Here is an 11,438-nt window from a genome sequence, read left to right as displayed (position 1 = left end):
GAAGGATTACCCAAAAGGGTGAGTCCGATGAGCGCGTTTTGCACCGGGCAGGCCCACAATCTGTGCGGCGTAAAAAAACTTTCGGCGGCGAAAAAGCCGGGGGCGAAAGGATATCCCCCGGCAACGCACTGCAACCGATTATTGAACGCCGGCGCTGTTGCCCAGGCTGGCGTTCATGCTGTTGAGAATATCGCCGTTGTCCGCGTCGATCTCCCAAGAGAACAGGCCGCCCAGCTGCTTATCCAGCACGTACTTGCCTTTGGCCTGCACCGAGCGGGCATCGTCGAAGGTGATCAGATCGCCGGTGGAAGGCTTGAACACGTATGGCGCTTCTGCCGTGGCGTCGTAGGTGTACTGCCACTCGCCGCTCATGAACTGGCCGGCGATTTGGCGGTAGTCCACGATGCCGTTCTCCCAGGTGCCTTTAACCGGCCCGGTGGCGGTACCGGTGAACGGAATGTTGTTCTGGTAGCCGTTCACCCCGGTCCAGCCGCGGCCATACATGGCGGTGCCGACGACGATTTTGCCCGGCTTGACGCCCTGCGCCAGCAGCGCATTGACGCCGTTCACCGTGGTGTAAGCGGTGTCCGGCTTCCAGGCCGGCGCATTCAGCGCGGTCTGATGCCCCAGGTTCTTCAGATCGAAGGCGCCATAGAAGTCGTAGCTCATCAGGAAAATGTGATCCATCGAGTTCTGCGCGACGTTGTAAGCCACCTTGTCGATCTTGTCCTTGCCGGCGCTGATGGCGGAGGTCAGTTCATATTTGCGGCCGGTTTCCGCCGACAGCTGATCCAGCATCGCCCGCAGCTCCTTCATCAGCAGCACATAGGTTTCCCCGTCCTGCGGGCTGCCCAGGTTCGGGTTGGCGCCTTTGCCGCCCGGGAACTCCCAGTCGATATCCACGCCATCGAAGAACTTCCAGGTCTGCAGGAACTCTTTCACCGAACCGACGAAGCGATCGCGCTTCACCTTATCGCCCATGAAGAAGAACGGGTCGGACAGCGTCCAGCCGCCGATCGACGGCAGAATTTTCAGGTCAGGATGCGCCTGTTTCAGCGCCATCAGCTGGCCGAAGTTGCCCTTGTAGGGGTCATCCCAGGCGGTAACGCCCTTCTGCGCTTTTTGCAGCGCGGCGAACGGATCGTGGATCGAGACTTTGAAGTCCTCGCGGCCCTGGCAGGAGCGCTGCAGCGCCTGGAAGCTGCCTTCGATCTCTTTCAGGCTGTCGTTGATGCCGTTGCCGCCGCAGATCGGGATAAAGCCGTACAGCAGGTGGGTCAGGTTCTGCGCCGGGATCTTGTCGACGGTGAAATTGCGCCCGTAAACGCCCCACTCGACGAAATAAGAACCCACCACTTTGCCGGAGTTCTGTTTATACGGTTTATTCTTTTCCAGCAGCGGCTCTTTCAACGGCGCCAAATGGCTGCCGTCGGTGTCGGCCACCACAATTTCGGTGGCGTCGCTGGCGCTGCAGCCGTCGGCATTGCACAATGCCACCTGCATTTGATAACGGCCGCCTTTATTGACTTTAAAATTCGCCGTACCGGAAGAACCGGTTGACGGGCCGTTCCACGCCTCTTTGCCATTTAATAAAACTTTTGCCGTCGTACCGGTGTCGCCATTCCATAAATTCCAGGAGACCGAAACATCGGCGGCATTTTTTACCTTCACCAAATTATTATAAGCGGTAGCCGCCTGGTCAACTTCAACGATGGCGAACTTGGTGTTGCCCCAGGCGATGGTCGGTTTGCCCGGCGCGGCGGCCTGCGCCGCGGAACACAGCGTGCTGCCGATCAACAGCGCCAACAGCGGTTTATTAAATTTGCGCATAACTGATTCCTTTATTCCGAGAGGATAAACATAAAAGAGTTAATCGTCGCGATGCATTGCCGAAGCGAAAAATCCCGCAATAATCCTCGAAGATTAACGTTAATAAATAATCACGATATTTTCCACGCAGCGGGAATAACATATCCCGCGTTGTCCATTCAGACTATAGGTAAAAAAAATGTGAAAACAAGAGCGCTATAAACCGGGTTTTATTCGGCAAGCATGAATTTATTTAAATATGAAAAAAAGAGCCCAATGGGAATAAGGAGTGTGAATTAATTAAGCGTAAAGGATAAATATATTTCACGAGGACGGTGGATTGACGCACGCCATAAAGCGAAGCCGACCGTATCGGAGGGGGGGCTCATCCTCATAAACGACAGACGAAAAAAAACCTGCTTTAAAAAGCAGGTTTTTCGAATGGTGGTCAGCGAGAGAGGATTACGCGCATCGTTGATGCGCGCCCTGCGGGCCGTTGCTAAAGCAACGTTGTCTCGCTTCGCGAGGCTCGAACCTCCTGCGGAGGTACTCATCCTCATAAACTGCAGACAAAAAAAAACCTGCTTTAAAAAGCAGGTTTTTCGAATGGTGGTCGGCGAGAGAGGATTCGAACCTCCGACCCACTGGTCCCAAACCAGTTGCGCTACCAAGCTGCGCTACTCGCCGATGCGGGGCGCATCTTACTGCTGGCGGTTATAGGCGTCAATCACTTTTTTGCCCCTGCATTTCAAGTGGTGATAAAAGCGCCATAATACGCTGCGCCGGGGGTTGCGCAGCGTATTTTACTCAGGCGTTGGCCGGTTTCAGCGCCGGCGTCTGCGCGCGCAGGAATGGCAGCAGGAACAGCGCCGACAGGCAGGCGGCGATGGAAATCACCACGAAGAAGCCGTTCCAGTGCCAGATCTCCATCACCCGCGCGATCGGGTAGCCGGACAGCGCCGCGCCCAGGTAGGCGAACAGGCCGACGAAACCGGTCGCGGCGCCCGCCGCATCCTTGTGCGAGCACTCCGCCGCCGCCATGCCGATCAGCATCTGCGGACCGAAGATAAAGAAGCCGATGGCGAAGAAACAGCAGGCCTGCAGCAGGTAAGTCACGCCCGGCATCAGCCACAGCGCGGCTACCGACAGGAAGATACCGATAGCGAAGATCAGGTTCATCGGGCCACGGTTGCCGCGGAACAGCTTGTCGGAACCCCAACCGGCCACCAGCGAACCGATAAAGCCACCCACTTCAAACAGCGAGATGGCCGAGTTGGCGGTCATCAGCGAATAGCCCTTTTCCTGCGTCAGGTAGAGGTTGCCCCAGTCGTTGATCGCGGTACGCACGATATACACCAGCACGTAAGAGACCGCCAGCAGCCAGATGTACTTGTTGGTCAGCACGTAGCGCTTGATGATCTCGCGGTTGCTCAGCCCCTGGCCTTCCGATTCCTGCACCAGTTCCATGGCGTCGTTGCGCCATTTGCCGACGCTCGGCAGCCCCAGGGTGGATGGCTTGTCACGCAGGCGCCAGCACATCAGCAGGCCGAGCACCACGCCGATGATGCCGGGAATGATCATGCCGTAACGCCAGCTGAAGTGCAGCGAGATAAAGCCGACCAACAGCGGGATCAGCGCGCCGCCGACGTTGTGCGAGGTGTTCCAGATCGCCCACCAGCTGCCGCGCTCGGAGCGCGAATACCAGCTGGTGAGGATTTTGGAGCACGGCGGCCAACCCCAGCCCTGGAAGAAGGCGTTGAGGATCCACAGCGTGCCCAGCATCAGCAACGATGAGCTGAGACCGAAGAAGATATTCAGCACCCCGGTCATGATCAGGCCCAGCCCCATAAAGTAACGCGGGTTGGAGCGATCGCTGATCATGCCGGAAATGAATTTCGAGCAGCCGTAGGTGATGTAGAACAGCGTGCCGAGGATGCCGACGTCGGACATCGTCAGGCCCAGATCGCTCAGCATCGCCGGCATGATGAAGTTGAAGCTTTTGCGCGTGAAGTAAAACGCGGCATAACCGATGTACATGGTGCACATCAGCTGAATGCGCCAGTATTTGTAGCTGGCGTCGATCTGCCGTTGATCGGTGACCTGCGGCGCATCCGGGCGGCTTTTAAGGAAAGACCACATGTGGAACCTCAGAGGATTGAATTAAAGTGCCGCTATGATGCTCCTCGCGCGCGCAGGGGGCTTACGCCGGATTCTCGAGGCGGTTAGGAGTTTTTCCTAGTTTTGCGTTTGCGCCGGTGAAACTGTGGGCAAGATCACACTCAAACAGGCGCCCCGCTCAGCGGTGAACCGCAGGCTGCCGCCGAGGGCGCTGATGCGCTCCTGCATGCCGCGCAGGCCGTACCCCGGCTGATGGTTTTCCGCATCGAAGCCCACGCCGTTGTCGCGGATGGTCAGGGCGATCTGCGGCGCGGCGCCTTTGCGCGGCTGCAGGCGCGCATCCAGCTCCAGGCGGCTGGCGCCGGCGTGGCGGCACACATTGGTCACCCCTTCCTGACACACCCGATACAGCGTGATTTTCAGCGTTTCATCCAGCAGCTCGTCGGGCACCTGCCACTGCATGCTGCTCACCAGCGACGCGTCCTGCGGCAGCGACTCCCGCAGCATCGCCGCCACCGCCGCCGACAGCGGCAGGTTGTTCAGCGCCGCCGGCCACAGCTGGGTCAGCACATCGTGCACCCCGTCGTAGACCCGCAGCGCCAGCGCATCGATGGTGTCGGCGCAGCCGATCACCGCCGGTTCCGGCGCCAGACGTTTGACGATGCTGGCCTGAGTGCGGATCACGGTGATGGTCTGCCCCACTTCATCGTGCAGCTCGCGCGCCACCTCGCGCCGGGTTTGCTCCTCCGCCGTCACCAGCGCCCGCGCCAGCTGCCGATTCTCCGCCAGCCGCAGCCGCAGTTGCTGATTCAGTTCGCGCTGGCGCTGAATGCCGGCGCCCAGCAGCAGCCCGGTCAGGCTTTGGGCCAGCAGCGACAGCAGCAGATCGCGGTGCGACTCCGGCTGCGGCGGCTCGTTGACCATCAGCGCCACGCCGTTGAGCAGCGTCGCCAACAGCGCGCCCTGCCAGCCATAGCGATAAGACATGAACACGATGGGGATCGCCAGGCAGAACGGTGCGAAACGGCGCAGCTCGGCGGCGTTAACCTGCTGCTGCAGCCAGATGCTGAACGCAAACAGCAACAGATAGCTGGCCAGGTGGCCCAGACGCAGCTCCACCGGCTTGTGGACCAACCCCGGCTCCAGCGGCACCCAGATTTGGCGCGCCAGATAGTGCCACAACAGCAGGCAGGTTGGCGCGATGGTGAAACCGCCGGTCAGGCCGAGCAGCAGCGCGCGGGCGCCTTCGCCGCTCACCAGCTGCCAGACCAACGCCTGCAGCAAGGCGGCGATGGCGACCACCGCGCCCTGCAACAGCGGCCAGCGCCATTCGCTGTCGCTCTGCTGATGGCGCAACAGCCACGGCGAGGCCAGCAGACTGAGCAGCACCGTCAACACCAGCACCGCCACCGACGCCCACAGCGCCGGGCCGTAGCCGAACTGATCCGCCAGCAACGCCATCAGCAGCAGGTCAGCCAGCAGGATCCCCGGCCAGAAACGGTACGGGCTCTGCAGCAAAATGCCCATGCGCAGGCCGAACGGAAACAGCAGCAGCGCCTGCCAGGGGGGGTCGATCAGCGCGGTGCCGATGCCCCACAGGCAAAACGCGCTGGCGGCGTAGATGAAAAACAGCGCCAGCTGGGTGATCAGGCGCTGCGTCACAGGTTCAGCATCCGTCTGGCCAGTTCGACGTTGTTGTTGATGCCCAGCTTGGCGAACAGGTTGGCGCGGTGCACATGCACCGTTTTCGGCGACAGCCCCAAGGCGGCGGCGATCTCACGCACCTCCTGGCCCTGCGCCAGCAATAGCGCGATCTCGCGCTCGCGGCGGGTCAACGGATCGACCCTCACCCGCGCCAGCTGCTGCGCGATTTCCGGCATCAGGTAGACGCCGCCGCCGGCGACGGTGCGCACCGCGGTGATCAGATCTTCCGGCTTGCAGCGCTTGGAGAGAAAGCCGCTGGCGCCGCGTTCCAGCGCCATTTCCACCAGCGCCGGGTTATCGTGCATCGACAGCATCACCACGCGAATGCCGGAGGGAATGTCCGCCAGCAGATCCAGCCCGCTGCCGTCCGGCATCGAAATGTCGCAAATGCAGATTTCCGCCTCCAGCCCCGGCAGGCCGGCGCGCGCCTGCGCCGCGCTGCTGAACTCGCCCACCACCTGGATATCGGCCTCCAGCGACAGCAGTTGCACAAAGCCCGAACGCACAATGTCATGATCGTCGATAAACGCCACGCGCAGGGTCATGGAAATCTCCGGTTAGCAGGGGAAGTGCGCAAGTATACCGTATGCGCACACCGGAATAATTGATGAAGAGAATGTATTGGATGAAATTACCGGGTGCGCAAGGCAGGCACCCGGCGAGAGGGATCACAGGCGGGCAGGCGCCGTTTTATCCTGCGGCAGATGGCACCAGTTGTTTTTATCCACGATGCCGCCATCAGGAGAGGTGTAGCCGAGGCAGCCGAGGATGGTGTCAAACAGCTCGACGTGGCGATGCGTTTTGCCGATGCGCTGCTGCGCCTGCAGCTGCTCAAAGGCGCTGAGGTGCTGCGGGTTTTCGAGGAACTTGTCCGACGCCCACACGATCATCGGCACGCGGAATTGCTCCGGCGGCGCCATTTCGCGCGGCGTGCCATGCAGGTGCGTATTCTCGCCGATCGATTCGCCGTGATCGGCGGCATAGAACACGATAGCTTTCTTGTCGCGCACCTGGTCTATCACATTAGCGATAAAGCTGTCGGTATACAGCACCGTATTGTCGAACGCATTGATCAGTTGCGCCTTGGTGCAGGAATCGTCCACCCCCATGCACTCCGGCTGATAACGCGCATAGCTGCGCGGATAACGCTGCGAGTACAGGTAGTGCGAGCCTTTGGTATGCAGGATCACCAGGTGCTTGCCCTTCGGATAGCGCGCCAGCGACTCCTTCATTTCGTCCACCAGCAGCATATCGTCGACCGCCTTGCCGTCGTTGCGCTTCTCGGACGCGATCATCTCGCGGAACGAATAGTTGTTCACCTCGGTGTTGTTGTAGAACCACACCTCGCTCTGCATGGCGAACAGCTCGGAAGAGAAGCCCAGATCCTTCAGCACCGCGAACACGTTCTGCTCTTTCAGCGTGCGCTGCGGATTGTCTTCGGTGCCGCCTTCACGCACGAACATGCAGCGCAGCGACAGCTTGGTGGCGGTATCGCACGACTCGCCGCGGAACGCCACCAGATTCTTCTCTTTAGACAGCCGCGGCGTGGTATCGCGCTCGTAGCCCAGCATGCCCATGTGATCCCAGCGCGTGGTCTCGCCGATGATGAACACCACGTAGGTGTCGTCGATGTCCGCCGGCGGTACGTAGGTGAAGTGTTTGCCCGGATCGAACATCGTGCTCTGATCCTGGCTTTCGTCATAGCGGGTGTAAGCAAACAGCCCCAGCGCCGACAGCCAGTTGGACGGCAGATACGAGTGCGCCACCACGCCGCCGTAGCTCGGCAAATCGACGTTGGAAAGCTTCTCTTGCACGCTCTGCTCGTCGTCCAGCATGCGCAGCGGCAGCCAGACCAGCGCCACCACCGCCAGCAATACCAGCAGCGGCTTGATGCGATGACCAGGGGTTTTCAGCTGTTCTATCAGGGTATAGCGCAGGTTGTTTTTCCAGATCAACAGCAGCGGCAAGGCGCTGAGCGCCACCATCCACAGCACGAAGTGCAGGCCAACCACCTCTTTCGACAGATCGATATCGGTGGTCATCACCGACACCACGATGCCGTAGCCGATCACCACGTTGAAAAACGTCATGTAGTAGCTGGCGGCAACCGAAATCAACACCAGCAGCGAGGCGACGATGCGATAAAACAGCCGGCCGCCGAGCGATACCAGCCGCATAATGAAGAACGTAAACAGGACGATAGCGATGACTTCCGTCACCGCCGAGATAAGCTTAATTCCCTGAATGCCGTGCGCCAGCGAATCAAAACGGCGATAGAAAACGGACAGGTTTAGAAAGATGCCGATATAGATCGCTAACAATAACGATAAATTCTGCTGTGATAGCGATTTAACTTTGTTCATGTAACGCGGTGGCTCCGGGGACGGTGTAGCGGTTCTGACTCAGTCAGACACTGATTGCGGCTTCTGGTTCAGCCAACCGGCAATAAGCGTTATTTTGCGGGTAATAATCAAGAGAATTCTCACAAAACGGACAAAATTTACCGTTTTTTTGAGCGGTTTTCAGACAGGGCACGCAAGAAAATGGAGGGATAAACCCTCCATTTTTTCCAGATATCGGCAAAAATCTTACTTAACGTTCAGAGTTACATCGATATTTCCACGGGTGGCGTTGGAGTATGGGCACACCACATGCGCCTTTTTCACCAGATCTTCCGCCACGCTGCGCTCGATGCCCGGCAGCGAGATATCCAGCTGCACTTCGATGCCGAAGCCATTCGGAATTTCACCGATGCCGACGGTGCCGTCGATCTTGGCTTCAGCCGGGATTTTGACCTTTTCTTTCGCCGCGACAAACTTCAACGCGCCGAGGAAGCAGGCCGAGTAACCGGCGGCGAACAGCTGTTCGGGGTTGGTGACTTCGCCGCCGGCGCCGCCCATCTCTTTCGGCACGCCCAGTTTCACGTCCAACACGCCGTCGGAGGAGGTCGCACGGCCGTCGCGGCCGCCGGTTGCGGTGGCGTGAGCGCGGTAAACCACTTTCTCAATAGACATCGTTCATTCCTTCTTGCTGGTTGGCGAGATGACTACGGCTTCCACGAGGTAAAGCCGGTCACATATTTATCTTTTGCGATTAAATCGCGCACTACTTATTTTTGACACTTATTAACCAGTGTAGACCACCCCTGCCGTTCTTGCGTCCGGCGCTGGAGGATCAAATCTGATCGATCAGGCTGCCGCGCAGCTTTTCCAACTGCTGTTTGAGCGAGACGATCTCGTCCAGGCTGCAGTCGGTGGCGCACATCACCGCCTCGGGCACCGATTGCGCCCGCTCACGCAGCGCGCGGCCGGCTTCGGTGAGGGCAATGATCACCTGCCGCTCGTCGGTGGTGGCGCGATAGCGCACCAGCAAACCGGCGGTTTCCAGCCGCTTCAGCAGCGGCGTCAGCGTGGCGGAATCGAGGAACAGCCGCTCGCCGATATCCGATACCGTCACCCGATCGCGCTCCCACAGCACCATCATCACCAGGTATTGCGGGTAGGTGAGTTCGAGCTGACTCAACAGCTTGCGGTAGACTTTGTGCAGCGCCAGGTTGGCGGAGTACAGCGCGAAACAGAGCTGCTGATCGAGCTGCAGCAGGTTCTTCGCGTTGGGTTGTGCGGTATCGGTGCTTTTCATGCTTGTGAATATAGATAGTGCACGATGTAATCGCAAGCTATTTCTTGTGAGATATGCTACCTTTTTTTCATGCAGAGGATGCTCGGAGGGAAAGGAAATGACGAATACGCTTGCAGAACGCGCGCGCCGCTACGCCACCAAGGCGCATGCGGCCATCGATCAGCGCCGCAAATATACCGACGATCCGTACATCGTCCACCCACAGGCGGTGATGGAGCTGGTGCGCAGCGTGCCGCACACCGAAGAGATGCTGGCGGCCGCCTGGCTGCATGACACGGTGGAAGATACGCCCACCACCCTCGGCGATATCGAAAGCCACTTTGGGCCAAAAGTGGCGGAACTGGTGCGGATGTTGACCAACGTCAGCCGCGCCGAGGACGGCAACCGCTTCGAGCGTAAAAACCGCGATCGGCGCCACAGCGCCGGCGCGTCGCCGCAGGCCAAAACCATCAAGCTGGCGGATCTGATCGACAACACCCGCTCGCTGCTGGACTACGACAGCCACTTCGCCCAAACCTATCTGATCGAGAAACAGCGCCTGCTGGAAGTGCTGACCGAAGGCGACCCGACGCTGTGGCGCCAGGCCAGCCATATCGTCGAACAGGGGCTGCTCAGATTGCAGCAGCCGCCGCACAACGTGCCGGCCAGCTGGTTTGAGCACGCCCGCCGGCGCTACCGCGAGAGCGACGCGGCCTGATCAGAAGGTCACCACCGTTTTCAACGCCGTCACCCAGGCGTCCTGCGTCTCGCTGACGCCCGCCGGGTGATGCCAGTATTGCAGGCCCGGCTGCAGCTGCAGCCACGGCGTGACGTTAACGCGATAATAGAGCTCCGCCGTCACCGAGTGGCCCGGCACCGGCCGATAGTTCGGATCGTGATAATCGCTGATGCCGCTCATCTGGTTGAGATAACGCTGATTGTCTTTGTAGCGGTCACTCAGCTTCACCACCGAGACGCCGAGCCCCAGCCAGTCGTCCGGCCGCGCATCGAACAGCCCGCGATAGCGGATGCCGGTCGAGGTAGACCAATGCAGGTAGTTGCTGCGCTGATCTCCCAGCCCCAGGCTGTAAAACACGCTCAGACCGCGGTTGACGTCGTCCGCATGGCGCGTCACCTGCTGGTTGAAACCGGTATACAGGAACCAGGTGCGATCGTGGCTGCGATAGCCCTGCGGATCGCTGGCGCCCGGCCCGCCGGACACCCCTTCATAAAGATCGCTCTGGCGCGCGTTGGTGAACAGCACGCCCAGGTTATACACCCCCGGCAGCTGGTTGACGGCGTGGGTTTTCAGCTCCAGTTCCATCGGCAGCAGAAAGCCTTTGCTGCCCTTGGTGGACCAGCTCCAGGCGTGGCTGCGGCTGGGGGCGCTCGGGTTCTGCTCCATCACGCCGCCCTTGAGCGTCAGGCCGTCGGTCAGTTTGTATTGCAGCGTGGTGCCCCAGTAATGCACGTTCCAGTTGTACCAGGTCAACGAGTTGGCGGACTTGCCGCCGCACAGCGTCAGCGTCTGAAAATCGCAGGGGATGATCTGATCGAAATCCTGCACCTTGTTCATCATGCCGATACGCCATTGCAGCCGGCGATCGAGGAAGGAACGGCTGAAGGTCAACCAGCCCAGCCGGGTGATCGACTGCCCGCCAAAGCTCTCCTGCGACAGATCGGTCAGGCCGACGCGCGGATCCTGCAGCCGATCGCGGGTCAGGTTGTTGTCATGGTTGCGGTTGACGATATTGCCTTCGATCGCCGCGTCCGGAATGCCGGTCAGCGCCTGCAGATCCTGGCTGAAGGTCAGCGAAAATTGGTCGATATACGACGCCTGTTTATCGTGGTTGTAGCCGCCGCCGGCGTTATACGACAGCTGGCTGAGGTAGCCGAGATTATAGTGGAAGCCGTGATCCTCCAGGATCGGCCTGATCCCCAGCATATCCCCCAACAGCCCGGGCTGCGGCGGTTCAAAGCCGAGCGCCACCCCTTCCCATTTGGCGGTGGGGGCTTCGACGTCCTTGCCGGTTTGCAGCGTTTCCGCCTGCGCCTGGCTACAGAGCAGCGCCAGCGCCGCCAGGGTCATGGAACGAGGTAATAAGCTTTTCATCATTATTATATTTCTCCGCATAACGGCTGACTGCGGGCAACAGCATTCCCTGGGAGAGAATTTCCCATCATGAACA

At 59.7% G+C, this 11,438-nt stretch carries 9 protein-coding genes, 1 tRNA gene and 1 other RNA gene; 1 reads left to right on the top strand and 10 read right to left on the bottom strand.

What is annotated here, in order from left to right; genetic code table 11:
* Positions 1 to 138: 138 nt before the first annotated feature.
* The 9 genes from ACJ8OK_RS14870 to ACJ8OK_RS14830 all read right to left on the bottom strand — a co-directional run bounded on the left by ACJ8OK_RS14870 (position 139) and on the right by ACJ8OK_RS14830 (position 9,270).
* The gene (locus ACJ8OK_RS14870) at positions 139 to 1,830 is read right to left on the bottom strand and encodes a glycosyl hydrolase family 18 protein (protein WP_437211146.1); all 1,692 of its coding nucleotides are present in this window, start codon (positions 1,828 to 1,830) and stop codon (positions 139 to 141) included.
* Positions 1,831 to 2,254: 424 nt separating this feature from the next.
* A non-coding RNA gene (locus tag ACJ8OK_RS14865) (RtT sRNA) lies at positions 2,255 to 2,383 on the bottom strand.
* A 36-nt stretch (positions 2,384 to 2,419) separates the two neighbouring features.
* Positions 2,420 to 2,496 (bottom strand) — tRNA-Pro (locus tag ACJ8OK_RS14860).
* 120 nt (positions 2,497 to 2,616) lie between these two features.
* Positions 2,617 to 3,948 carry an MFS transporter gene (locus tag ACJ8OK_RS14855; RefSeq protein ID WP_004934121.1) on the bottom strand — a complete coding sequence of 444 codons (1,332 nt, stop codon included), beginning with the start codon at positions 3,946 to 3,948 and terminating at the stop codon, positions 2,617 to 2,619.
* A gap of 96 nt (positions 3,949 to 4,044) precedes the next feature.
* The gene (uhpB, locus tag ACJ8OK_RS14850; RefSeq protein WP_442530660.1) at positions 4,045 to 5,589 is read right to left on the bottom strand and encodes a signal transduction histidine-protein kinase/phosphatase UhpB; all 1,545 of its coding nucleotides are present in this window, start codon (positions 5,587 to 5,589) and stop codon (positions 4,045 to 4,047) included.
* Entirely contained in the window at positions 5,586 to 6,176 is a 591-nt protein-coding gene (uhpA, locus tag ACJ8OK_RS14845; RefSeq protein WP_004934117.1) for a transcriptional regulator UhpA, read from the bottom strand. The genes uhpB and uhpA overlap by 4 nt, the downstream gene beginning before the upstream one ends.
* Before the next feature lie 123 nt (positions 6,177 to 6,299).
* Positions 6,300 to 7,994 (bottom strand): kdo(2)-lipid A phosphoethanolamine 7''-transferase, encoded by a 1,695-nt coding sequence (eptB, locus tag ACJ8OK_RS14840; RefSeq protein WP_033631458.1) that lies wholly within the window; start codon positions 7,992 to 7,994, stop codon positions 6,300 to 6,302.
* A gap of 225 nt (positions 7,995 to 8,219) precedes the next feature.
* The gene (locus ACJ8OK_RS14835; RefSeq protein ID WP_004934114.1) at positions 8,220 to 8,645 is read right to left on the bottom strand and encodes an organic hydroperoxide resistance protein; all 426 of its coding nucleotides are present in this window, start codon (positions 8,643 to 8,645) and stop codon (positions 8,220 to 8,222) included.
* Positions 8,646 to 8,805: 160 nt separating this feature from the next.
* A complete protein-coding gene (locus tag ACJ8OK_RS14830) occupies positions 8,806 to 9,270 on the bottom strand; it encodes a MarR family winged helix-turn-helix transcriptional regulator (RefSeq protein ID WP_135637700.1) in 465 nt (154 codons plus the stop codon).
* Between the two features lie 97 nt (positions 9,271 to 9,367).
* Between ACJ8OK_RS14830 and ACJ8OK_RS14825 the strand changes: the two genes are divergently transcribed.
* Entirely contained in the window at positions 9,368 to 9,967 is a 600-nt protein-coding gene (locus ACJ8OK_RS14825) for an HD domain-containing protein (protein WP_015376230.1), read from the top strand.
* On the opposite strand, the gene ACJ8OK_RS14820 is transcribed toward ACJ8OK_RS14825, so the two are convergent.
* Complete coding sequence (locus tag ACJ8OK_RS14820) at positions 9,968 to 11,338, bottom strand: carbohydrate porin (RefSeq protein ID WP_369803993.1); 1,371 nt, start codon at positions 11,336 to 11,338, stop codon at positions 9,968 to 9,970. It lies immediately after the preceding gene.
* Between the last annotated feature and the right edge of the window lie 100 nt (positions 11,339 to 11,438).

It is taken from the genome of Serratia sp. CY71090, from assembly GCF_052166845.1.
Taxonomy (GTDB): Bacteria; Pseudomonadota; Gammaproteobacteria; order Enterobacterales; family Enterobacteriaceae; genus Serratia; species Serratia nematodiphila.
The sequence above is the reverse complement of the archived record's forward strand: the minus strand, read 5'-3'. Positions and strand labels throughout refer to the sequence as shown.

Bases quoted from the DNA above. Each gene is read 5' to 3' on its own strand.
- ACJ8OK_RS14870 (WP_437211146.1), bottom strand. From the start codon at position 1,830: ATGCGCAAATTTAATAAACCGCTGTTGGCGCTGTTGATCGGCAGCACG.
- ACJ8OK_RS14855 (WP_004934121.1), bottom strand. From the start codon at position 3,948: ATGTGGTCTTTCCTTAAAAGCCGCCCGGATGCGCCGCAGGTCACCGAT.
- uhpA (WP_004934117.1), bottom strand. From the start codon at position 6,176: ATGACCCTGCGCGTGGCGTTTATCGACGATCATGACATTGTGCGTTCG.
- eptB (WP_033631458.1), bottom strand. From the start codon at position 7,994: ATGAACAAAGTTAAATCGCTATCACAGCAGAATTTATCGTTATTGTTA.
- ACJ8OK_RS14835 (WP_004934114.1), bottom strand. From the start codon at position 8,645: ATGTCTATTGAGAAAGTGGTTTACCGCGCTCACGCCACCGCAACCGGC.
- ACJ8OK_RS14830 (WP_135637700.1), bottom strand. From the start codon at position 9,270: ATGAAAAGCACCGATACCGCACAACCCAACGCGAAGAACCTGCTGCAG.
- ACJ8OK_RS14825 (WP_015376230.1), top strand. From the start codon at position 9,368: ATGACGAATACGCTTGCAGAACGCGCGCGCCGCTACGCCACCAAGGCG.
- ACJ8OK_RS14820 (WP_369803993.1), bottom strand. From the start codon at position 11,338: ATGACCCTGGCGGCGCTGGCGCTGCTCTGTAGCCAGGCGCAGGCGGAA.